The organism is Amycolatopsis sp. NPDC058986 (genome assembly GCF_042741125.1).
Taxonomy (GTDB): Bacteria; Actinomycetota; Actinomycetes; order Mycobacteriales; family Pseudonocardiaceae; genus Amycolatopsis.
This window is the reverse complement of sequence record NZ_JBHYJW010000009.1, coordinates 40,130-61,083: the sequence shown is the minus strand read 5'-3', so window position 1 is coordinate 61,083 and position 20,954 is coordinate 40,130. Positions and strand designations below refer to the sequence as shown.

At 69.7% G+C, this 20,954-nt stretch carries 23 protein-coding genes; 10 read left to right on the top strand and 13 right to left on the bottom strand.

Annotated elements, in window-relative coordinates:
- Positions 1–2: 2 nt before the first annotated feature.
- Both ACFW0G_RS11065 and ACFW0G_RS11060 read right to left on the bottom strand, forming a co-directional pair.
- Positions 3–680: a response regulator gene (locus tag ACFW0G_RS11065; RefSeq protein ID WP_378324818.1), complete on the bottom strand. Its 678-nt coding sequence runs from the start codon at positions 678–680 to the stop codon at positions 3–5.
- Complete coding sequence (locus ACFW0G_RS11060; RefSeq protein ID WP_378324817.1) at positions 681–1,868, bottom strand: sensor histidine kinase; 1,188 nt, start codon at positions 1,866–1,868, stop codon at positions 681–683.
- A gap of 191 nt (positions 1,869–2,059) precedes the next feature.
- On the opposite strand from ACFW0G_RS11060, the gene ACFW0G_RS11055 reads away from it, so the two are divergent.
- Both ACFW0G_RS11055 and ACFW0G_RS11050 read left to right on the top strand, forming a co-directional pair.
- Positions 2,060–2,293 carry a hypothetical protein gene (locus tag ACFW0G_RS11055; protein WP_378324816.1) on the top strand — a complete coding sequence of 78 codons (234 nt, stop codon included), beginning with the start codon at positions 2,060–2,062 and terminating at the stop codon, positions 2,291–2,293.
- Between the two features lie 68 nt (positions 2,294–2,361).
- Positions 2,362–2,556, top strand: a complete 195-nt coding sequence (locus ACFW0G_RS11050; protein WP_378324815.1) for a hypothetical protein — start codon at positions 2,362–2,364, stop codon at positions 2,554–2,556.
- A 39-nt stretch (positions 2,557–2,595) separates the two neighbouring features.
- Here ACFW0G_RS11050 and trpA read toward each other — a convergent pair whose 3' ends face one another.
- The 4 genes from trpA to ACFW0G_RS11030 all read right to left on the bottom strand — a co-directional run bounded on the left by trpA (position 2,596) and on the right by ACFW0G_RS11030 (position 5,696).
- Positions 2,596–3,423 (bottom strand): tryptophan synthase subunit alpha, encoded by an 828-nt coding sequence (trpA, locus tag ACFW0G_RS11045; RefSeq protein ID WP_378324813.1) that lies wholly within the window; start codon positions 3,421–3,423, stop codon positions 2,596–2,598.
- Positions 3,420–4,658 carry a tryptophan synthase subunit beta gene (gene trpB / locus ACFW0G_RS11040; protein ID WP_378324812.1) on the bottom strand — a complete coding sequence of 413 codons (1,239 nt, stop codon included), beginning with the start codon at positions 4,656–4,658 and terminating at the stop codon, positions 3,420–3,422. Before trpB ends, trpA begins: the two co-directional genes overlap by 4 nt.
- Positions 4,659–4,794: 136 nt before the next feature.
- Positions 4,795–4,980 (bottom strand): tryptophan biosynthesis modulator TrpM, encoded by a 186-nt coding sequence (gene trpM, locus ACFW0G_RS11035; protein ID WP_378324810.1) that lies wholly within the window; start codon positions 4,978–4,980, stop codon positions 4,795–4,797.
- 38 nt (positions 4,981–5,018) lie between these two features.
- A complete protein-coding gene (locus ACFW0G_RS11030; RefSeq protein WP_378324809.1) occupies positions 5,019–5,696 on the bottom strand; it encodes a nitroreductase in 678 nt (225 codons plus the stop codon).
- A gap of 92 nt (positions 5,697–5,788) precedes the next feature.
- On the opposite strand from ACFW0G_RS11030, the gene ACFW0G_RS11025 reads away from it, so the two are divergent.
- Entirely contained in the window at positions 5,789–6,388 is a 600-nt protein-coding gene (locus ACFW0G_RS11025; RefSeq protein WP_378324808.1) for a TetR/AcrR family transcriptional regulator, read from the top strand.
- Here the strand turns inward: ACFW0G_RS11025 and ACFW0G_RS11020 are convergent, their stop codons facing one another.
- A complete protein-coding gene (locus ACFW0G_RS11020) occupies positions 6,389–7,219 on the bottom strand; it encodes a multiprotein-bridging factor 1 family protein (protein ID WP_378324806.1) in 831 nt (276 codons plus the stop codon).
- On the opposite strand from ACFW0G_RS11020, the gene ACFW0G_RS11015 reads away from it, so the two are divergent.
- Together ACFW0G_RS11015 and ACFW0G_RS11010 are read left to right on the top strand one after the other, a co-directional pair.
- Positions 7,171–7,323 (top strand): hypothetical protein, encoded by a 153-nt coding sequence (locus ACFW0G_RS11015; protein ID WP_378324969.1) that lies wholly within the window; start codon positions 7,171–7,173, stop codon positions 7,321–7,323. The genes ACFW0G_RS11020 and ACFW0G_RS11015 overlap by 49 nt on opposite strands.
- Positions 7,323–7,625, top strand: coding sequence for a hypothetical protein (locus ACFW0G_RS11010; RefSeq protein ID WP_378324805.1), 303 nt, complete (start codon positions 7,323–7,325; stop codon positions 7,623–7,625). Before ACFW0G_RS11015 ends, ACFW0G_RS11010 begins: the two co-directional genes overlap by 1 nt.
- Before the next feature lie 22 nt (positions 7,626–7,647).
- On the opposite strand, the gene ACFW0G_RS11005 is transcribed toward ACFW0G_RS11010, so the two are convergent.
- The 3 genes from ACFW0G_RS11005 to ACFW0G_RS10995 form a co-directional block, all read right to left on the bottom strand.
- Positions 7,648–7,959 carry a DUF6506 family protein gene (locus tag ACFW0G_RS11005; RefSeq protein ID WP_378324804.1) on the bottom strand — a complete coding sequence of 104 codons (312 nt, stop codon included), beginning with the start codon at positions 7,957–7,959 and terminating at the stop codon, positions 7,648–7,650.
- 54 nt (positions 7,960–8,013) lie between these two features.
- Positions 8,014–8,910, bottom strand: coding sequence for a LysR family transcriptional regulator (locus ACFW0G_RS11000; protein ID WP_378324803.1), 897 nt, complete (start codon positions 8,908–8,910; stop codon positions 8,014–8,016).
- 92 nt (positions 8,911–9,002) lie between these two features.
- Positions 9,003–9,590, bottom strand: a complete 588-nt coding sequence (locus ACFW0G_RS10995; RefSeq protein ID WP_378324802.1) for a CHAP domain-containing protein — start codon at positions 9,588–9,590, stop codon at positions 9,003–9,005.
- 166 nt (positions 9,591–9,756) lie between these two features.
- On the opposite strand from ACFW0G_RS10995, the gene ACFW0G_RS10990 reads away from it, so the two are divergent.
- Positions 9,757–12,549: a BTAD domain-containing putative transcriptional regulator gene (locus ACFW0G_RS10990; RefSeq protein ID WP_378324801.1), complete on the top strand. Its 2,793-nt coding sequence runs from the start codon at positions 9,757–9,759 to the stop codon at positions 12,547–12,549.
- A gap of 7 nt (positions 12,550–12,556) precedes the next feature.
- On the opposite strand, the gene ACFW0G_RS10985 is transcribed toward ACFW0G_RS10990, so the two are convergent.
- A complete protein-coding gene (locus ACFW0G_RS10985) occupies positions 12,557–13,219 on the bottom strand; it encodes a TetR/AcrR family transcriptional regulator (protein WP_378324800.1) in 663 nt (220 codons plus the stop codon).
- A 100-nt stretch (positions 13,220–13,319) separates the two neighbouring features.
- Complete coding sequence (locus tag ACFW0G_RS10980) at positions 13,320–14,648, bottom strand: lipase family protein (protein ID WP_378324799.1); 1,329 nt, start codon at positions 14,646–14,648, stop codon at positions 13,320–13,322.
- 279 nt (positions 14,649–14,927) lie between these two features.
- Here ACFW0G_RS10980 and ACFW0G_RS10975 point away from each other — a divergent pair, with 279 nt between their 5' ends.
- Positions 14,928–17,504: a YbhB/YbcL family Raf kinase inhibitor-like protein gene (locus ACFW0G_RS10975; RefSeq protein WP_378324798.1), complete on the top strand. Its 2,577-nt coding sequence runs from the start codon at positions 14,928–14,930 to the stop codon at positions 17,502–17,504.
- 100 nt (positions 17,505–17,604) lie between these two features.
- On the opposite strand, the gene ACFW0G_RS10970 is transcribed toward ACFW0G_RS10975, so the two are convergent.
- Entirely contained in the window at positions 17,605–18,591 is a 987-nt protein-coding gene (locus tag ACFW0G_RS10970; RefSeq protein ID WP_378324796.1) for an MsnO8 family LLM class oxidoreductase, read from the bottom strand.
- A 228-nt stretch (positions 18,592–18,819) separates the two neighbouring features.
- Between ACFW0G_RS10970 and ACFW0G_RS10965 the strand changes: the two genes are divergently transcribed.
- The 3 genes from ACFW0G_RS10965 (at position 18,820) to ACFW0G_RS10955 (ending at position 20,804) form a co-directional block, all read left to right on the top strand.
- Positions 18,820–18,966, top strand: a complete 147-nt coding sequence (locus tag ACFW0G_RS10965) for a hypothetical protein (protein ID WP_378324795.1) — start codon at positions 18,820–18,822, stop codon at positions 18,964–18,966.
- A gap of 79 nt (positions 18,967–19,045) precedes the next feature.
- A complete protein-coding gene (locus tag ACFW0G_RS10960; protein WP_378324793.1) occupies positions 19,046–20,293 on the top strand; it encodes a hypothetical protein in 1,248 nt (415 codons plus the stop codon).
- Between the two features lie 7 nt (positions 20,294–20,300).
- Entirely contained in the window at positions 20,301–20,804 is a 504-nt protein-coding gene (locus ACFW0G_RS10955) for a hypothetical protein (protein WP_378324792.1), read from the top strand.
- Positions 20,805–20,954: the final 150 nt, after the last annotated feature.

Genomic DNA, 20,954 nt, shown 5'->3' with positions numbered 1-20,954 from the left:
CGTCAGTCGTCGGCGTCGCGGACCAGAAGCGCGATCTGGACCCGGTTTTCGACGGCCAGCTTGGCGAACAGGCCGCTGGTATGGGCTTTCACCGTGGCGACGCTGATGTGGAGCCGCCGGGCGATCTCGGTGTTGGCCAGTCCGTCGGCGATGGCGCGCGCGGTCTGCAGCTCGCGTTCGGTGAGGGCGGCCAGTTTCCGGCGCGCCGCGTCGCGGGAGGCCCGGCGCGCGTCGGGCGAACGCGGTCCGGTGGCCGCGGCGATCAGCCGCGCGGTGGCGGCGGGCGAGAGCGCGGGCTCGCCGGCGGCCACGGCCCGGACGGCGGCGAGGATCCCGGGCGGCGGGGTGTCCTTGAGGACGAACCCGAGCGCGCCGATGCGCAGCGCGCCGAGCACCAGCTCGTCGGAGTCGAACGTGGTCAGCACCAGCACGTGCGGAGCAGGCGGCCGGGCGAGGATCTCCTCGGTCGCGCTCAGCCCGTCACGGCCGGGCATCCGCACGTCCATCAGGACGACGTCGGGCTGCACGTCCCCCACCACCGCGACCGCGGCGTCGCCGTCGGCCGCCTCGCCGACGACGGTCAGGTCGGGCTCGCCGTCGAGGATGAGCCGCAGCGCCATCCGCACCAGCTGATCGTCGTCGACGAGCACGATCCGCACCGGTTCCCGCTCGGTGTCCACTCACGCATTCCCTTCGCCCGCGCGGACCGGCCACGGAAGCCGCGCACCGAGCACGAAGCCTCCCTCGGCGACCGGATGATGGTCCAGTGTGCCGCCGGCCAGCGCGACCCGCTCCGCGAGGCCGAGCAGCCCGAACCCGGAGGCGGGCGGCCCGCCGATGGCCCGCGCGGCCCCGGAATCGCGGACCGTCACCCGCAGCCCCTCGCCCGCCACTCCCTCGACGGTGACCCACACCCGCGCGCCGGGCGCGTGCTTGCCGGCGTTGGTCAGCCCTTCCTGGATGACGCGATAGGCGGTCCGGGCGACGAGGTCCGGCGGCTTCCCCGGCACGTCCGTGGTGCACGTGACGTCCAGCCCCAGCGCCCGCGCGTCCTCGACGAGCGCCGGGACGCCGTCGAGCGAGGGCTGCGGCGGTTCGGGACCGTCCGGGCTCGCCCGCAGCACGCCGAGAACGTCGCGCAGTTCCTCCAGCGCCTGGTGGGAACCGTCGGCGATTCCCCTGGCCAGCACGGCGACCTGCTCGGCGGACAGGTCGGTGCGGTGTCCCAGCACCCCGGCCTGCATGGCGACCAGCGAGACGCGGTGCGCGAGGACGTCGTGCATCTCGCGGGCGATCCGGTGCCGCTCCGCCATCCGGGTCTCCGCCGCCCGCGCGGCCTGCTCCCGCTCCGCGCTTTCCGCCCGGTCCCGCAGCGAGCGCACTTCCTCCCGCCGCGCTCCGACCGCGAAGCCCACCGCCACCACGATGCCCACGATCAGGACGGTCAGCGAAAGCGTGAGCCACAACGGATCCGGCCCCTCGCGCCGGGGGTAGAGGCCGTAGGTGAGCGGTGCGGTGAGCACAGCGGTCACCGCCAGCACCGTGGTCTCCACCGGGCGCCGCCGGGCCGCCAGCGACCCCAGTGCCAGCAGCACGGCGCCGCCCGCGAGACTCGACGCGGTCGACACCACGACGACCGACGTGGCGACGGTGACCGGGAACCGCCGCCGCCAGAGCAGTGCCACCAGGCAGACGAGCGCCACCAGCGGGTCGCCGACAGCCAGCCAGGTGAGCGCCGGGCCGGTCGTGCCGGGCGGCAGATCGCCTGCCGCGAGGATCCAGAACACCACGCCCAGCGCCGCGGCCGCGAGCAGCCGCCACGCGTGCTGCCACGGCCCGAGTGGGGGCGCGGCGCCTGTGGTTTTCACCGGCTCATCATCGTCGATCCGCCGGGGCGGGCGCAGCGGACCGAGGGACCGGTCACCGCTCGACCCGGGTCGCGGGTCCGTCCTCGCCCTTGGTCGAAGCCGGTTCGCGACGCGGGACCGATGTGCCGGGCGCCCCGCGCGGCGAGACTGATCTTCGTTCCACAGCGGGACGACCCGAACGGAGGACCACGATGCGCAAGGGCGGCTACGTCGCACTGCAGATTCTCGGGATGGCGACGACCGTCGTCTTCGCCCAGGCCGTCATCCGGAGCCTGCTCGACCACGCCGTCACCCCGTTGTGGGGCGCGCTCGACTGGCTCCCCGGCGGCTGGGGCGGCCGGCTGATCGTGCTCGTGCTCCTCACCCTCGTCGGCGTGGTACTCGCCGGGTGGGCACACGACCGGCAGAAGGAAGCACACCGCTAGGCCGGACCACGGCCGTGGGCACGAAGCGCCGAGGGGGCGTTTCGTACCCACCGGTCCCGGGGAGGATTTTGGGGGACCTCATAGTTTTTCGGCTGTTCAGGAGTGTCGCGGCCGTTTTCGCCGCGGCCGAAGCCGCGGGTGTGCTCGCCACCGATCCGGAGAGCTGGGCCCGTTACGACGCGCTCGCCGTCCGTGCGGCGCTCGAGGTGACCGGCGAGCGCCCGGCGGAACGAGATCCCGAACCGGCCGACGGCAAACCGTGACCCGCTGGGGAGGCGGCGTGCTTCCCCAGCGGGTGACGGTCACACGAGCCCGCGGACGCCCTTGGCGAGTTCACCGGTGAGCGCGCGGACGGCCGCGAGTCCCTCGGCCTCGCCGGGCGCGTCGAGCATCGCCTTGACGAGGGCGGAGCCGACGATCACGCCGTCCGCGAAACCCGCGATCCCGGCGGCCTGCCGTCCGTTCGCGACGCCGATGCCGACACAGACCGGGAGCCCGGTGGTGGCCCTGGTGCGCCGGACCAGCTCGCCCGCGGCCGCACCGACCGACGTCCTGGCGCCGGTGACGCCCATCAGGGAAGTCGCGTAGACGAAGCCGGAGCCCGCCGCGGTGATCTCCGCCAGCCGCGCGTCAGTGGTGCTGGGCGCGACCAGGAAAATCGTGGCCAGGTCGTGCTTTTCGGCCTGTGCCCGCCACCGCGCGGACTCCTGGACCGGCAGATCGGGCAGGATGCAGCCCGCTCCCCCGGCCTCCGCGAGTTCGGTGGCGAACCGCTCCACGCCGTAGCGGTCGACGGGATTCCAGTACGTCATCACCAGCACCGGCTTGCCCGTCGCGGCGTGCGCCTCGCGGACGGTGCGCAGTACGTCGGCGATCTTGACGCCGCCCCGCAGGGCGATGTCGTCGGCGGTCTGGATGACCGGCCCGTCGAGCACCGGATCGCTGTGCGGCAGACCGACTTCGACGATGTCGGCCCCGGATTCGAGCATCGCCTTGACCGCCTCGGTGCCACCGCCAACGGTCGGGAATCCCGCCGGGAAATAGGTGATGAGAGCCGCGCGGCCCTCGGCCTTCGCGTCGGCGAGCGTGTCGCCGAGCAGTTTTCGCTTACCACCGGCGAAATTCTTCATTTCGAGTCCTCCCCCGCCTGCCGCAGCCCGAAGTAGCGGGCGGCCGTGTCCATGTCCTTGTCTCCGCGCCCGGAGAGGTTGACGACGATCAGCGCGTCCTCGCCCAGTTCCCGGCCGACTTCGAGTGCCCCGGCCAGCGCGTGCGCGCTTTCGATCGCCGGGATGATGCCTTCGGTCCGCGAAAGCAACCGGAACGCCCGCATCGCCGCGTCGTCGGTGACCGGGAGGTATTCGCCGCGGCCGAGGTCGTGCAGGTGGGCGTGTTCGGGCCCGACGCCGGGGTAGTCCAGACCGGCCGAAATCGAGCAGGCCTCGGTGATCTGGCCCTCTTCATTCTGCAGGACGTAGGAGCGCGAACCGTGCAGGATGCCGGGTTCGCCCGCGGTCAGGGTGGCCGCGTGCTCGCCGGTCTCGATGCCGTGCCCGGCGGCCTCGCAGCCGACGAGCCGGACGTCGTCGGCCAACAAAGGATGGAAGAACCCGATCGCGTTCGAGCCGCCGCCGACACACGCGATGGCCGCGTCGGGCAGCCGTCCCGCCCGTTCGAGGAGCTGACGGCGGGTTTCGACGCCGATGACGCGCTGGAAGTCGCGGATCATGGCCGGGAACGGATGCGGCCCCGCGACCGTACCGAAGATGTAGTGCGTGGTTTCGGTGTTGGCCACCCAATCGCGGAACGTCTCGTTGATGGCGTCCTTGAGTGTGCGCGAGCCGGAGCGGACCGGGACGACCTCGGCGCCGAGCATGGTCATCCTCGCGACGTTGAGCGCCTGCCGCCGGATGTCGATCTCTCCCATGTAGACAGTGCATTCGAGACCGAAGAGGGCGCATGCGGTGGCGGCCGCCACGCCGTGCGAGCCGGCGCCGGTCTCCGCGATGACGCGTGATTTGCCCATTCGCTTGGTCAGCAGCGCCTGGCCGAGCACGTTGGTGATCTTGTGCGATCCGGTGTGGTTGAGGTCCTCGCGTTTCAGGAAAATCCGGCCCCCGCCCGCGTGCTCCGCGAAACGGGGCACCTCGGTGAGCGCGCTGGGGCGCCCCGCGTAGTGCGCGAGCAGATACTCGAACTCCGCGACGAACGCGGGATCGGCCTTGGCCTTTTCGTACTCGACGGCGACCTCGTCCACGGCGGCGGTCAGGGCCTCCGGGACGAACTTTCCGCCGAACGCGCCGAAATATCCCTCGGCGCCGGGAAACTCGCCCTCAGGGGCGGGAAAGAAGAATTCGCTGGGCATTTTCGGGCATGCTCCTCCGCCCGGGGCACCCGCCCCGGGTTCCGCTGGTGGTCATGGGCGTGCGTATCCGCGCGGCGAGGTGACCGGATTTTCCGGGCGCCCGCGAACAATGCGCGGGCAAACCCTCGAAGCCGGTTTACGAGGAGAAGAAACTTCCTCGGACACCCGACGCGACGCGCGGCGGGCGAAGCCATCGCATCCCGTTGACCTGACCGGGTTCGGAGCCGATCGCGTACCGCACCCGGCGGCCGAGCACTCGCCGCGCGGGCGCCCGGCAGCCGCGAGGGCGGCAGCCGCGGCCGAGGCGCAGGGCGAGAGGCATACCCGAAGCCTAGCCCATGCCCCGCCGGCACGTCATGGCTATTCGTGGAACCTCGTGGTCTCGCCGAGGTCCGCGCGGGTGAGCTTCAGCTGGTTCACCGGAGCGGATTCGACCGGGTAGCCGAACGAAACGCCGAAAAGCACCTTGCCGTCCTGGATTCCCAACGACTCGCGGATCGTGTCGCCGTAGAAGCCCAGCAATCCCTGGGGACAGCTGGCGACCCCGTAGGCCGTCATCGCCAGGAGCAGCGTCTGGCCGTACATGCCGATGTCCGCGGTCATCCGGGCGTCCGCATTGGACGGTGCGAACACCAGCGCGACATGGGGAGCGCCGTAGAACCGCAGGCTTTCCGCGTCGTAGGCCTCGCGGGATTCCCTGTCGTCGCGGCCGATTCCGAGCGCGCCGTACATCGCCTCGCCGAAACCCTTGCGCCGCAGCTGATGCACGTCGTTGTAGAGCGCGTCCTGGTAGGGAAAATCCACCGAGAGACGTCGGTGCTTGTGCGCCGCCAGCAGCGCATCGCTCAGCCGGTCGCGCGCGGCCCCGCTGACCACTTCGGCCCGCCAGGGCTGCGTGTTGGAGTTCGACGGAGCCGCGCCCGCCAGCGAGAAGATCGCCCGCACCGTCTCGTCCGGGACGGGATCCGGCCGGAAGGACCGGACCGCCCGCCTGCCGCGGATCAGCTTCTCGGCGTACTGGGACAGAGAGGCCAGCATCAGGACACTCCTCCTTAAGTAGACGTTTCCGTGTACCTAAGACGGTAGCAGACGATCTCCGCCTTAGGTAAACGGTCCTGTACACTTCAGGGGTGAGTGAGCCGCAAGCGATCCGGCGTCGCCGGGGCCGGGGCGGGCGCGAGCGCATTCTCGCCGCGGCCACCGCGCTCTTCGAGACCCACGGGATCAACCCGACCGGCATGGAGCAGGTCGCGGCCGCCGCCCCGGTGTCCAAACGCACCCTGTACACGCACTTCCCCACCAAGGACGCCTTGGTGGTCGAGTACCTCCGGTACCTCGGCGAATCCGGGCGAACACTGGAAAATGTGCTCGACCGCGAGGATCTCCCGCCCAGGCAAAGGATTCTCGCGCTGTTCACCGTGCCGGAGACCGACGGCCCGATCCGGGGCTGCCCGTTCGTCGACGCGGCGGCCGAATTCCCCGACCCGCACAGCCCCGTCCACGACTACGCCGCCGAGCAGAAGCGCCGCCTGTCCGCGCGCCTGACCGAACTGGTGAGCGCGCTCGGCGTCGCGGAACCGCGGACCCTCGGCGAGCAGCTCGCGGTTCTCGTCGACGGCGCCGCCAGCCGTGCCATGGTCCTCAACGACGCGAGCTGCGGTGACCCCGCGAGGACGGCGGCGGAAGCCCTGCTCGACGCCGCCCTGTCAGCCAGCAGGGACCAAGGCTGATCAACGCCCCAGAACAGGCACCATCCGCGCCAGCAGGTAGGAGCACGCCCAGCGGGCTTCGGTGCCCTTGGGGTTGATAGCACCCTTCGCGAGCTTGGCCGCAAGCTTCCGAGGCTCCGGAATAGTCGTCGGGTCGTCGGCACCCTTCAACGCGACCTTCCAGTCGAGCTGCGTCAGCCGGGAAATTTCACTGGCCACGATCAACCGGCGGACCTTCGGGTCGTTCTCCAGCACCTGGACCACCAGATCGGCGTTCTGCTTGCCGGGGAGCTTGGCGATGACACTCAGTGAGTTCGTCCTGAGCGTGGCGGTCTCACCCTCGACGGCCCACTTGCGGAACCACTCGGCCGCCTTGTCCGAGACGACATTGCCCAGGCTCACGTCCGTGCGGTGCGCCGTAGGGGTGTTACGCAGCGCGCCCGGCTCACCTCGTTCGACACCGGCCAGCAACTTCGCACGGCCGGCCTTCGTGACGGTCAGGAGGTTGCTGTGTGTGATGTCCTTGCGCCACATGTCGACTCCCAGCACCTTCTCGTATGCCGTGATCAGTTCCGGTGATGCCGTGCGCTGATCCGTCTCGACCATACCGAGCAGCGACTTCGAGAACTTGATCTTCTTCGCCATATCGGTCAGCGAGAAGCCCGCGCTTTCACGCTCCTCCCGCAGTCTGGAGCCCGGCACAGCCGGCCCGTTTGTGGACACTGTGTGGACCACCAAACCCTTCAAGTCACCGTCGGCGGTTCCGAGATTACTCGTGAGGCTCGCGAATCGGAGGGGAAGACATGGCCGACAACCACCGGCAGCCGGTACGGACGACCGATTTCCGTACATCCGGCGCGCCGCCGATGGAGACTCCGCCCGAACTACTGCGAAAGCTGCGCAGGGAGCGGGAGCAGGCCGAGCGGGAGCCCGACGAGCAGCCGGAGCGGCGGTGATGACCGCGCTGATCTACGTCGACCTGGCCCACCTGCATCCGATCGTCGATGGGGTGTGGCACCGGGCCTGGCTCGGCCATTTGCCCGTGCCGGGTGAGGTGGTCGTGATGCTGTGCGATGTCCAAGCACCTGCCGCGTACGACGACTACGGTCGGCGCGACACGCACAGCGTCGCACGACAGTGCTGGCGCTGCGAGGAGGTTTATCGGGCGGAGATGGGGTTCGCGCCGCCGCCGGGCGGCTACCCGCATGCTTCCGGCGTCCGATCGGTACCGCATCCCCGCCCGAGGGGATCTGCGTGACAGAGAAGAACGGCTCTCGTCGCTACGCGTCCGGCGGGCCGAACAGGGTGTGCAGGCCGGGGACGGATTCGGTGCCATACGTCACCGCGCCCACCGGAACCCGGTCGCCGACCGCGTCGAGCACCCGGGCGGTCCACTGTGGACCGAAGCCGCCGCACAGCTCGATCAGCTGCGCGCCGTCGTCGACCAGGCGCCGGGCGACGTCGACGACCTGGTCCGGCGCCGCCATGCCGATCAGCACGGTACGACAGCTTCCTGTGTCCACAATGGACGTATCACGCGCCGGGTCGGCGCCGTCGGCGAGGTAGACGAATCCCCAGCGGGTCAACGACATCCCGTACTCCTGAAGGTCGAAGGGCTCGAACGACCATCAGCCAAGCCGGACCGATCACCGCTGTCCACGAGGCGGCGCCTCATCCGTGTGCGCCCGCGCCTCATCGGCCAGCTCAGCGGCCAGCCCGGCGAACACGGGCCCGTGCTGTGGGATCCGCCACACCAGGGCGTGCCGGAGCCGGGGCGCGCCGGACAGCTCCCGCCAGACGAGGTCGCCGTCCCGCGCCGCCCATCGCGGGCGCAGCGCCACCACGGCCTCCCCGCTTTCGAGCTCCGCTGTGAACAGCCCCCGTCTCGGTGACCCTGCCCGGATCCGGGGCCGCCACCCGGCGTCGGCGCACGCGGCGAGCACGTGGTCGTGATATCCGGGAGCCAGCTCGCGGTCGAACCAGAGCAGATCCTGCCCGCCGAGGTCCGGCCAGTCCACGGTGTCCCGCCGGGTCAGCGGATGCCCTTGCGCCATCAGGATTCCCAGCGGGACGTCGCTGATCACCGCCTCTGCCAGCCCGGTGGTGTCCGCGGGGAGCACTACCAGCCCGGCGTCCAGGCCACCGGCACGCAATCGCTCCAGTTGCCGCGACACCGGGAGATCCCGCAAGTCCACAGTGGACCCTCGCCGCGCGCCCAGCCTGCCGAGCGCCGAAACCGCCGGCGGCGGCGCGCCGGGCGTCACCCCGATCCGGAGCACCGGCGCGTCCGGCTCGCGAGCGGCTCGCAGCGCCTCCTCGACGGCCTCCAGTACGACGTATGCCTTGGGCAGCAAGGCACGTCCCGCCGCGGTCGGGGTCATGCCCGCCGGGGTCCGGGTGAACAACGGGGTGCCGATCAGCTTTTCGAGCGCGATGATCTGCTGGCTGAGCGACGTCGCGCGGATACCCAGCCGCTCCGCCGCCCTGGTCAGGTGTTCCTCCTCGGCGACCGCGCAGAAGTACCGCAGCTGACGCAGTTCCATCCGGTGAGCCTAGGACATGTCACGCAAGGCCGCCCCAGCCGGAAACCGGCTGGGGCGGCTTGCCCCCCACTCTGTTCAGCCGAAGTGGCCTGTCAGCCGACGGGACCCGCGTATCCGGAGACCGAGCCACCTGGTTTGGCGGTGACATCATCGACCCGATCGCCGTAGTTACCGGAGATCACGGTGATCTTCCCGGTGGACTTGTTGACCGCCGTGACGATGCCGACGTGCGACGCGTGGGTTCCCGCCGAGTTCAGGTTGTACACGATGGCGTCACCGGCTTTCACTCCGGCGATGCTGGAGCCACTGTTCCAGGTCCCGTGCTTCTTGCCGTAGCTGTAAAGGCTCGCCGCGCCGGCATTGATCCCCGCCGTGTCGGCTCCCGCCTTCTTCCAGACGTACTTCAGGAAGTCGGCGCACCACGCTTCGGCTCGCCACTTGTTCCCCGGACCACACGGCGTCCCGCCGCCTACCTGGCCACTGTAGAAGTTGCAGTTCTTCCCGAACTTCTCGCGGTTGTGGTCCGCGTTGTTCATTTCCGCCTTCGCGATGCTGACGATCTTCTGCCTCGTGGTGGCCTGCGTGTCGGCGTCGGCCGCCGACGCGAGTCCGGCACCACCGACGGCGAGCGCGGCCATCGTCGCCACGAGAGTCACCAATTGCGTGAATCGTCGTCTCATTTCCCCTCCTGAGCGAAAGATGATCATCGGTACCTTGCGGTCACGATGCTGCTTGCCCGGCCGAGGAGGAATCTGCGGTATTTCTGGTTTCCGCTGGCAGATCGCGCGGGATACCATCGCGCGGCGATGCCGATCGCGGGATGTGCGGACGGTCGAGGGGGAGGACTTGCCGGTCGAGGTGTTGCTGCTGGGATCGATCGAGGTCCGGGTGGACGGAAAGGCCGTCGAGCTGGGGCACGCCCGCCAGCGCAGCGTGCTCGCCGCGCTGGCCGTGGACGCCAACGAAATGGTGCCGATCGGCAGGCTCGTCGACCGGATCTGGGGCGATCATCCGCCGCACGCCGCGCGAGACACCTTGTACGGATATCTCCACCGGCTGCGACGGGCCATGGCGGGCCTCAGCGGGATCGTCATCGAACGCAGGTCCGGGAGTTATGTCCTCACCGTCGATCCGGCGGCGGTCGACCTGACAAGATTCGGCCAGCTGGCCGGTTCGGCACGCGCGGTCGCCGACGACGACCGCGCTTTGGCTCTGCTGAACGAGGCCTTGGCCCTGTGGCGAGGCGAAGCACTGGCGTCACTGGACACTCCGTGGTTCGACACGGTCCGCCGAAAGCTGGAACAGGACCGGCGCGGTGCCGAGAGCCACCGCGCGGAACTGGCGCTGCGCACCGGCAGGCACGAAGAGCTCGTGAGCGTGCTGCTGCCACTGACCGAAGCACACCCGCTGGACGAACGGCTGGCCGAACACCTGATGTCGGCGTTGCATCTGAGCGGACGCCACGCCGACGCCCTGAACCACTACCAGCTCCTCCGCCGCACGCTGGTGGCGGAACTGGGCACCGAACCCAACGCGCGGGTACGGGCGCTGCACCAGCGAATCCTCAACGACGAACCGGTTCCCGGCCGGCACACCACGGCGAGTCCGCACCCCGTGCCACGCCAGCTCCCCGCGGCACCCCCGGGATTCACCGGGCGGCGCGAGGAACTCCGCCGGCTCGACAAGATCATGAGCACCGACGGGGAGCTGAAGCTGGCGGTACTCGACGGTCCCGGCGGAATAGGCAAGACCTGGCTCGCCCTGACCTGGGCACGGACCGCCGCCGACCGCTTTCCCGACGGCCACCTGTTCGCCGACCTGCAGGGGTTCAGCCCCACCGAGACGCCGATGGATCCGGCGACGGCGCTGCGCGGGTTCCTGACGGCACTCGGGGTGGACTCCGACGCCGCACCGCCCGACCTTCAGGCGCAGACCGGGCTGTTCCGCAGCCTGGTGGCCGGCAAGCGCATGCTCGTCGTGCTCGACAACGCCCGCAGCGCCGACCAGGTCGCGCCCTTGCTGCCGGGTAGTTCCGCCTGCATGGTGCTGATCACCAGCCGCAACCGGCTCACCGAACTCCTGACCCGCCACAGCGCGAGAGCGGTTCAGGTGGACGTGCTGTCCGACGAGGAGGCCCGGCAGTCGCTCGCGGACCGGCTCGGCCACGAGCGGGTGACAGCGGAACCGGACGCGATGGCGGCGTTGATCGCGCGGTGCGGGCGGTTCCCGCTGGCGCTGGGCATCGTGGCGAGCCGCGCCGCGGCCCATCCCGGCTTCGCACTGGCCGCACTCGCGGACGAACTGCGCGATGCCACCACCCGGCTGGCCGTGCTGGACGACGACAATCCCGCGACCAGCCTGCCCGCGGTGCTTTCGTGGTCCCACAACGTCTTGACAGCACGGCAGGCTCGCGTGTTCGCGCTGCTGGGCCTGGCGCCCGGCCCGGACATCGGGTTGCCCGCCGCCACCGCGCTCACGGGTCTGCCCGCCCCGGTCCTGCGGACGGCTCTGCGCACGCTGGAGGACCTGCATCTGATACAGCAACACGTCCCGGGCCGATGGCGCGCCCACGACCTGATCAGACTGTATGCCGCCGAGCGTGCCCGCCACGACCTCCCCGAGGACGAACGCGTCGCGTCCCAGCGGCGTCTTCTGGACTTCTATCTGCACACCGCCTACACGGCCGACCGCCTGCTGGAACCCGACCGGTCGCCGATCAGCCTGGCCGGGCCCGTCACCGGAACCGAGCCACAGCCCCTGGCCCGGATGAGCGACGCGATGCAGTGGTTCACCACCGAACACCCCGTGCTGCTGGCCGCCCAGCAAAGCGCCGCGGGTCTCGGCTGGCACACCCATGTCTGGCAATTGGCCTGGGCACTGGACAATTTCCACTACCGGCGCGGGCCCATTCATGCCGCGATAGCCGTGTGGCGGGCCGCGCGGACCGCGGCGGATCACCTCGGCGACCTCGACATCCGCGTTCTGGCCCTCCGGGGACTCGGCCACGCCGCCGCCGACGCCCATCTGCACGACGAGGCGACGGACAACCTCACGAGGGCGCTCAAGCTGGCCGAGCAAGCAGACGACCGCGACGCGCAAGCGCGGACCCATCACGTCATCGCCAGGGTTCACGACAACCGGGGAGACCATCGGCGGGCGCTGAAGCACGCCGCCACCGCCCTGGACCTCTACCGCACGCTCGATCTGCCGTTCCGGGAGGCGGCCGCGCTCAACGAGGTCGGCTGGCAGTACGCACAGCTCGGGCAGTACGACTCCGCGCGCACCCACTGCGGTGCCGCCCTGGAGCTGACCCGCCGCCACAACTACCAGGACTTCGAGGCCGCCTCACTGGACAGCCTCGGCTACATCGCCTACCACGCCGGTGAGCACACGCTCGCCTTGGAGTATTACCAGCAGGCCCTCGTCCTGTACCGGACGCTGGGCCACACCTACAGCGAAGCCGAGACCCTCGAATACCTCGGCCTGACCCACCGGGCTCTCGGCGGCCACGACGACGCGAGATACCTGTGGCACCAGTCCGTCCAGCTGTTCCGCGACCATCATCGTCACCAGGACGCGCACCGCGTGGAGGGCTACCTCGCCGCATCGCCCGGCGAAACCGCTTGGGGGCAGCGGTAACCGGCGTTCAGCGCGCGTGGACGTACTGGTGCCCGAACAGGCCGAGCTGCCAGGTGTAGCGGACGGCTTCGCGGGTTTGGGCGTAGGCGTCCTCGGTGCCGTGCCAGATCGCCTGGGCGATCAGTTCGATCGTGGCGGCGACGACAGTTCGCGCGGTGAACGGTGGCGGCACCGGCAGCGCGGGATCGGTCTTACGCAGCCAGCCGACCGTCCGATCGAACACGGCTTCGCCGGCGCGCAGGGTGAGTTCGCGCGCCCGGAGCCCGGCGTCGCCGAGTGCGTAGATCTCCAGCAGGACGGCGCGGACGGCCGTGGGGTGCCGGTGCACGTGGTCGACGAGGAAGTCACCGCACGCGGTGAGCGCCTGGAGCGGCGTCAGCGCCCCGGCGGCCACCGCGACGGCTTCGTCGAGGAATTCCGTGGTGAACGAGCGGTACGCGACGAGGAAGGCGTCCTGCTTGTCTGCGAACTGTTCGTAGAACGAGGTACGTGACACGCCCGCGGCCGCGGTGATGTGGCCGATCGTGGTGTGCGGGTACCCGCGCGCGCCGACGTTGTCCAGTACGGCGTCGATCAGCCGGGCGCGCTGGGTGCCCGCCACCTCGTCGCGGCTCAGGTTGTGCGGCCCCTTCGGCAAGGTGCGGCGGGCGAGACGGTCTTGCGCGGTCACGCCCGAACCGTACCCGCCCAGTGGTCCGGACAATCGTGCTCGCACCGGTGCCCGGCCGGGAAATCCCGGCCGGGCACCGATCAGCGGAACGTCGTCCCGGTCAGGAAACCGGTTTCTCCGGGGCGAGCGAGTTCCCCGCGGGGATCCGCCCGCAGTCCGACGGCGCCGCCTTGCCCGCGAACCGGTCGACGAGCCAGCCGATCGCCGAGGGCGCCCACGCCGCGGCCGCGCCGACGTGGCTCAGCGCGTCGTACTGTTCGTACTTGATCGACTTGTTGCCGGTGGCGCAGTACTGGTTCGCCAGGGCCCGGACGTCGCCGGCGACCATCACGCCGTCCCCGGTGCCGATGCCGGGCGGGTTGCCGAAGGTGCCCTCGAAGACACCGCCGTTGCCCTGCGCGATGAAACCCGGGACGGTCGGGGTGGGCGCCTGGCCGATGTTGATCTTGTTCACCGCTTCGACGAACGGCGGGATCGAGTTCGGGTTGGCGTACTCCGGCTTGACGAGCTTGGTCCAGGTCAACCCGGGATAGTGCCCGACCGCGTCGATGATCGACGCGTGCTCGAGATCCTTGAGCACCTGCAGGCCGTAGCTGCTCGCGTAGGGCTTGAGGTCGATGCCGAAGGCACGGGACGCCCCGATGAGCGCCATCGGCATGACCCCGGTCCACGCGATGCTGCCGTCGACGTACTTGAGGTTGTGCGCGGGGTCGACGAGCACGCCGCCCTCGGTGAAGCCCACCAGATTCTTGTCGACGTCCGGCGCGTAGCGCGGGGCGAGCGCGGCCGCCCAGCCGGTCGCGATGGCGCCACCCGAGTAGCCGATGAGCCCGAACTTGGTGTTCTCGTTCATCCCCGTCTTGGGGGACTTCGTGGCGGCCCGGATCGAGTCCAGCGTGTTGGTGCCGTATTCCGGCCCCGCCGCGAAGTTCGCGGTCTGCCCTTCGGTGTCGGGAATGACCACGTTGTAGCCCAGCAACAGAGCGGGCGCGATGAAGAGGGCTTCCGCGTTCGGGATGAGACCACCGAGCGAGACGTCACCGGCGATCGCCCGGGACGGACCGTGTTCGGGGTTGAGCGAGTCGTAGAACGACTGGTACGACACGGCTTTGCCGGTGTCACCGGTCAGGCTGCGGACCACCGAGGTGACGTTGGCGGACGGGCGGCCCTGGGCGTCGGTCGACCGGTAGAGCAGCTGGACGGCCTGCACCGGCGTGGGAATACCGATGACGTGGTAGCTCAGCGTCCGGGTCTTGAGCACGGTCCCGGGGGCGAACGACGAGAGCGGCTCGCTGCCGCTGTAGGCGTAGAACGGGTCGGCCGCGGTGGTCGCCGTCCCTGCCGCGGCGGCCGTGGCGGCCGGTGCGGCGACGAAGGTCAACGTGAGGGCGACCGCGGCGGCCAGCAGGCGAACAGGGTTTTTGCCCATGACTCCCCTTTGAATCATGAAGTGGATCACAGTGCGACGCGGTCAACCTACCAGCCAGTAACTATCATGTACAGCGCCGTACATGATTTTTACGGCGCACCTGACGGTGAGTCGCCTTCACGCGCAGTCACCACTCGGGTCCGGTATTGACACCAGCGCTCGAAGGGTGTGTGATTTCCGCTATAGATAGGAAACTTTCCTAACTATGACGTCCCCGGTGGGCCCCGCCCATTCCGCCGCGTTGCCCCTCCCTGTCCCCGACCCAGCAGGAGGCCTCCAGTGGCACCCCGCCCACCGTGGCGCGCGGCCTTATCGTGCCTGGCCGCCGCGGCGCTCGGCAGCACCGTGCTGCCCGCGCTCACCGCGTCCGCGGCGTCGACCGACTACGAGTCGGAAAGCGCTTTCATCTCCCAGGGCAAGGTCGAGTCCAACCACGCCGGCTACTCCGGCAAGGGATTCGTCAACTTCGACAACGTCGCCGGTAGCTATGTCGAGTACTCCGTCAACGCGGCACAGGCCGGCACGCACACGCTGACCTTCCGCTACGCCAACGGAACCGCGGCCGACAGACCGCTCTCGCTCAGCGTGGGCGGCGGTCCGGCCACCACCCTGTCGTTCCCCGGCACCGGCTCGTGGACGACGTGGAAAACCGTGACCGCGACGGTGAAACTGACCGCGGGCGCCAACAAGATCCGCACCACCTCCACCACCGCGGACGGCGGCCCGAACGCCGACAAGCTCACCGACACCTTCACCGGCTCCGACGACGGCGAGCCGCCGACGCCGCCCAAGAACCTCAAGGCGAGCGACGTCAAGCCGACCTCGGCGACGTTCACCTGGGAGGCCTCGACCGACAACGTCGGTGTGGTGCGCTACGAGATCAACCGCGGCGGCAACGTCCTCAAGAGCGTCGACGGGAACACGCTTTCCGCGACCGTGGACACCCTGACCCCGAACACCGCCTACGACATCTCGGTCGGCGCGTTCGACGCGGCGGGCAACCCCTCGCAGCAGAGCAACGTCGTCACGTTCACGACTCCCCCGAGCGACGACACCACCCCGCCGACCGCGCCCTCGGCGCTCAAGGTGACCGGGACGACCGCGAACAGCGTGTCGCTGGCGTGGAACGCCTCCACCGACAACAGCGGCAAGATCGCCGGTTACGACGTCTACCAGGGCGCCACCAAGGTCGCGACCACGACGTCGCTGGAGGCCACGGTCACCGACCTGACCCCGGCCACGTCCTACACGTTCACGGTGAAATCCCGTGATCCCAACGGGAACACCTCGGCCGCGAGCAACGCCGTCACCGCGAAGACCACCGGCGGCGACACCGGCGGGGGCGGGATCCCGGAGTACGACAAGGACATCGCGAAGGCCGACCTGGCGTGGTCGGTGGACTTCCTGCCCGACGGCTCGGCACTGGCCACCGAACGCGACCGGTTCGAGGTCGTCCGGGTGACGCCGGACGGGCAGAAGACCGTGGCGGGCAAGGTTCCCGGCACGGTCACCACGAACGGCGAGGGCGGTCTGCTCGGGCTGGCGCTCTCCCCGGCGTTCGCCACCGACCACTCCGTGTACTTGTTCCAGACCACCGCGAACGACAACCGGATCGTGCGGATGAAGTACGAGAACGGCAAGCTGTCGGCGACGTCGGAGCCGGTCCTCACCGGGATCGCCAAGAACCGCTACCACAACGGCGGCCGGATCCGGTTCGGCCCGGACGGCAAGCTCTACGCCACCGCGGGCGACGCGAAGAACGGCGGTAACGCGCAGAACAAGAACTCGCTCAACGGCAAGATTCTGCGGCTCAACGCGGACGGCTCCGCGCCTTCGGATAACCCGTTCTACGCCGACGGCGGCAACGCGCGCTACGTCTGGAGTTACGGCCACCGCAACCCGCAGGGCCTGGCATGGGATTCGCGCGGCCAGCTCTGGGCGGCGGAGTTCGGCGACAACACGATGGACGAGCTCAACCTGATCCAGAAGGGCGGCAACTACGGCTGGGACAAGTGCGAAGGCACCCAGGGCGACTGCGCGGGCTTCATCGCCCCGAAGAAGACCTGGCCGACTTCCCAGGCGGGGCCGAGCGGGATCGAGATCGTCGGCGACTGGATCTACGTCGCCGGGGTTACCGGCGAACAGCTGTGGGTCATGCAGATCAACTCGGCGGGTAACGGCGTCGGCCCGGCGCAGGCGGTGTTCTCCGGCCGCTGGGGCAGGCTGCGCTCGGTGACGAAGTCGCCGGACGGCGGGCTCTGGCTCACCTCCACCAACAACGACAAGAACGGCGGCACGCCGTCGGTGCTCGACAACGTCATCGTGCGGCTGAAGTTCGCCGGCGGGAACACCCCCGGCACCGATTTCAAGCTGAGCAGCACCGCCTTCGCCGACAACGCCAAGATCCCGGACAAGTACACCTGCGCCGGCGACCACTCCGCCGGACAGGACACTTCGCCGCCGCTGGCTTGGGGCGCGGGAAAGACCGGCGCGAAGGGCTACGCGATCGTCTTCGCCGACGTCGCGAACAACGGCAACAAGCTGCACTGGGCGATCTGGGACATCCCGGCCGCGACCACGTCGCTGCCGGAGGGCCTCGGCGCCGGGTTCAGCGTGCCGGGCCAGGGCGGCGCCAAACAGAAGGCCATGGGCAGCGGGGCGAACACGCAGAAGTTCTTCGGCCCGTGCCCTGGCGGTTCCAGCCATCCGTACACGTTCACGCTCTACGCGCTGAACACCGAGACCGTCCCTGGCTTGAGCTCGTCCTCGACGATGGCCCAGATCGAGACGGCGATCAAGAACGCCTCCACGGCGGGCGTGAAGCTGCGCGGGACCTCCAGCGCGGCAGCCGGCTGAGCCGCGGCCGGGGGTGACCGGAGCGGCGCCGGTCACCCCCAGCCGCACCCACTCTGACATCTCTCCCGGCGCCTCCGCCGTTACGCGGGTCCGTCCCGGGTCACGAACCCCGGAATGCCTTGACGGTCAGTTCGTAGGACCTCGCGCGGGCCGCCGGGTCGTACACCGGCGTCTCCAGCATCAGCTCGTCCGCGCCGGTCCGCTCCGCGATGCCGGTGAGCCGCCGAGCCACGGTCTCCGGCGAACCTTCCGCCTGCTGCGCGTGGTAGGCCGCGAGCCCTTCTTCCAGTTCGGGCGCGAAAACGTGCTCCGCCGCTTCGGCGACAGTGGGAAACGGAGCGGCGTCATCCTGCTTCGCGATGTTCTCGGTCAGCACCCGCGCGGGCAGTCCCAGTGCCGCGGCCTCGGCGTCGGAGTCCGCGCAGATCGTCCGGACCGCGACGATCACGTACGGCTCCGCGCACCAGCGCGACGGCCGGAAGCCCGCCCGGTACCGCTCCACCACCTCGACCGTGCTCTGCGGCCGGATGTGATGGGCGACCGCGATCGGCAGCCCCAGCTCGGCGGCCAGGCCCGCGCCCGCCGGGCTGGACACCAGCAGCCACGGCCGGGGCCGCTCGACGCCGGGCAGCAGGGACGTCTCGTCGGCGAGGAAACCCAGCAGCGCGGTCACTCCCTCGCGGTATTCCTCGTCGGTCGCGATCCCGGCTCCCCGGCGCAGTGCCCGGACCACCGGCTCGCGGAACGTTCCCGGCCCGCGCCCCATGCCGAGGTCGATCCGCCCGGGATGCAGCGCCGACAGGCTCAGGAACTGCTCGGCGAGCGCCAGCGGCGCGTGGTTGGGTACCAGCACTCCGCCCGAGCCGACCCGGATCGCGCCGGTCGCCGCCGCGTACGAGGCCGCGAGCACCGGGGGCGACACGCTGGCGATGATCGGGGTGCCGTGGTGCTCGGTCAGCCACATGCGCCGGAAGCCGAGTTCCTCGGCGCGGCGTGCGGTGGTGACCGTCGCGGCCAGTGTGTCGCCCGCCGTCCTGCCCGCTTCCACGAGCGTGAGTTCCAGCACGGACAGAGGAAGATCGTTCATGACGGCCACGGTAGCGGAACGCCCGCCACCGCACGGATCTTCACCGAATTCGCGCAACGAAAACGGGAACTCGCCGGAAACCGCGACACTGCGTGACAACTCACCCGGCTTTGACAGCTCCACCTTTCTTCAAGTGTCCTTGACATAGCCTTTGCAATCCCTTTACCTTGGCGGGGCGATGATCGTTTCGGTCACCGCGGTCGGTGTATCCCCGTTCGGAGGTAGCGCATGGAAAAGCTGGTCGAGCTGATCGCGCAGGACAAGGTGTGGGACAAGTGGGTCGCCGCGAATTCGGCGCCGAGCGCGAACAAGGAAGGCTGCATTTCGCGGGCCAAGCAGGGCTGCATTTCCAGCTCGCGGTCCCGCAAGGCCTGACGGCTTCCCCGCACCGGTGACCGTCGGCGGGTTCCGCCGTCGACGGCCACCGGTGTCCGGCATCGGATGATGGGTGAACATGACGAGCCAGCCCCCGGCCGAGATGGTCGACGCCGTCCGTGACATTCCCCTGTACCGGGATTCCGTCGAGCGCGGCGAGTTCCCGATTCTCGAAAAGGACCGCATCGCGCGGGAATTCCCGGACAACTGGATGACCCCGGACCTGAAGGCGGCGCTGGACTCCGGCGCCGCGGAGTTCGTGCTGTCCACCGGCACGAACCACGCGCGCATGCAGCTGATCCGGCCGCCGTATTTCCTGCTGAAATCCTATTACCGGCTGTGGAGCGAACACCCCGACATCGCGCACACCTGGGAAAAGGGCTGTCCGCGGGTGTCGCTCACGACCGTGCTGGCCACCCAGCACGTCGCGCGGGTCAACGCCAGGGCACGCGGCGAGCAGCCCGCCGAACACCCGAGCCTGGCGGATCGGCGTCTCGACGAGCGCACCGTCTACGTCAACCAGCGGCTGGATCCCGCGTTGTGGAGTCGCGAGGACGTCGCCGGCATGCTCGGCGAAATCGAGCGGACGCGGTCGGGGCATCCGAGCGGGAGTTACCACCTCGACTGTTCGAGCTACCATCTCGCCCATCTGGTACTCAAGGCGCGGCGGTGGGGCCTGGCACAGGCTCTGCCCCGGCCGGACAGCATCGTCCACGCCTACGAATACACCCCGGACAATGTTTCCCGGTTTATCCGCGAGCATTTCGACTGCCCGATCATCGACCTGTTCGGCAGCACCGAACTCGGTTATCTCTATTACAGCGACCGCCAGGGCCGCTATCATCCCCACCTCGACGAAATGCGGGTCGAACTGGTGCCGGTCGAAGAAGGCAGCACGCTGTTCGGCCTGATCGTCTCCAGTATCCGCAATCCGTACATGCCGCTGATCCGGTACCGTTCCGGCGACTGCGCGCGCACGGTGGACGGGAGCCCCGACCCGACGCGCATCGCGCGCTTCTGCGGCCGGGAGAAGGAACTGATCCGCGTCGGATCCACTCTGCTCTGTCACGGTGACCTCGACCGGTGGATCGGCGAATGCGCTCCACCGGTGTTCCTCTACCGGCTGCGGGTCGGCGAAGACAACACCGCGGAACTGGAATACACCACGTTCGACGGCGATCCGCTCGGCGCCCCGGCCGCCACGTCACTGGTCGCGGCCCTCTCGGAGCACCTGGAACTGGCCGTCGAACCGGTACACCGGAACCGCATCCCGATCGGCAGGTCCGGCAAGTACGCCTGGCTGCACCCGGAATCCCGAAACCACTAGGAGCATCGTGCCCGCTGTTTCCGCCGCCGATCTGCGTTCCCTGCTGGGCGAGCCGCTGTACGCGGAAGTCGTCGAATATTTCGTCGCGAAGACCGGCGAACCCGCCGAGTACGTCGAGCGGCAGACGCTGGAATGCCTGCGCTATCTCTATCTGGTCTCGGCGCACGAGGACGAGCTCGCCGGTCTGTTCCTCCCCGTCGAGCAGGAGATCGACGAGATCTGGCACTACCTGATCCTGCAGACCCGGGAGTACCGCGAATTCTGCACCGAGCGGCTGCCGGGCGGCTTCTTCGTCGAGCACCGCAGCATCAGCTACTCCGACTACCGGACCGAGCCGCCCCGGGAGCAGGCCGCGGCCGAGGCGCTACGCTGGATTCCCTTGTACGTCAAGGAGTTCGGCCCCTTCGACGAAGGCGCACTGCCGCACTGGACGATCGTCCGGTTCCTGCACGAGGAGCTGGACATGTCGCTGGGCCAGATCGCCGAACTCGGCACGGCCGCCGTCAGCTGACCGTGGCCACGGCCCTGGGGGGGCGGGGGGCCCGGGGGGGCGCGGGGCGGGGGGGGGGGGGGGGGCGGCCCCCCCCCCCCCCCCCCCAACCCCCCCCCCCAGACAGTTCCCATTTTTTTTTTGCGGAACTCCGGCCCGGGGGCCCGGGCC

Coding starts and splice junctions, on each gene's coding strand:
- ACFW0G_RS11055 (WP_378324816.1), top strand. CDS start 2,060: ATGCGCAAGGGCGGCTACGTCGCACTGCAGATTCTCGGGATGGCGACG.
- trpA (WP_378324813.1), bottom strand. CDS start 3,423: ATGAAGAATTTCGCCGGTGGTAAGCGAAAACTGCTCGGCGACACGCTC.
- trpB (WP_378324812.1), bottom strand. CDS start 4,658: ATGCCCAGCGAATTCTTCTTTCCCGCCCCTGAGGGCGAGTTTCCCGGC.
- trpM (WP_378324810.1), bottom strand. CDS start 4,980: ATGCCTCTCGCCCTGCGCCTCGGCCGCGGCTGCCGCCCTCGCGGCTGC.
- ACFW0G_RS11030 (WP_378324809.1), bottom strand. CDS start 5,696: ATGCTGGCCTCTCTGTCCCAGTACGCCGAGAAGCTGATCCGCGGCAGG.
- ACFW0G_RS11015 (WP_378324969.1), top strand. CDS start 7,171: ATGGCCGACAACCACCGGCAGCCGGTACGGACGACCGATTTCCGTACA.
- ACFW0G_RS11020 (WP_378324806.1), bottom strand. CDS start 7,219: ATGTACGGAAATCGGTCGTCCGTACCGGCTGCCGGTGGTTGTCGGCCA.
- ACFW0G_RS11010 (WP_378324805.1), top strand. CDS start 7,323: ATGACCGCGCTGATCTACGTCGACCTGGCCCACCTGCATCCGATCGTC.
- ACFW0G_RS11005 (WP_378324804.1), bottom strand. CDS start 7,959: ATGTCGTTGACCCGCTGGGGATTCGTCTACCTCGCCGACGGCGCCGAC.
- ACFW0G_RS11000 (WP_378324803.1), bottom strand. CDS start 8,910: ATGGAACTGCGTCAGCTGCGGTACTTCTGCGCGGTCGCCGAGGAGGAA.
- ACFW0G_RS10995 (WP_378324802.1), bottom strand. CDS start 9,590: ATGAGACGACGATTCACGCAATTGGTGACTCTCGTGGCGACGATGGCC.
- ACFW0G_RS10980 (WP_378324799.1), bottom strand. CDS start 14,648: ATGGGCAAAAACCCTGTTCGCCTGCTGGCCGCCGCGGTCGCCCTCACG.
- ACFW0G_RS10970 (WP_378324796.1), bottom strand. CDS start 18,591: ATGAACGATCTTCCTCTGTCCGTGCTGGAACTCACGCTCGTGGAAGCG.
- ACFW0G_RS10965 (WP_378324795.1), top strand. CDS start 18,820: ATGGAAAAGCTGGTCGAGCTGATCGCGCAGGACAAGGTGTGGGACAAG.
- ACFW0G_RS10960 (WP_378324793.1), top strand. CDS start 19,046: ATGACGAGCCAGCCCCCGGCCGAGATGGTCGACGCCGTCCGTGACATT.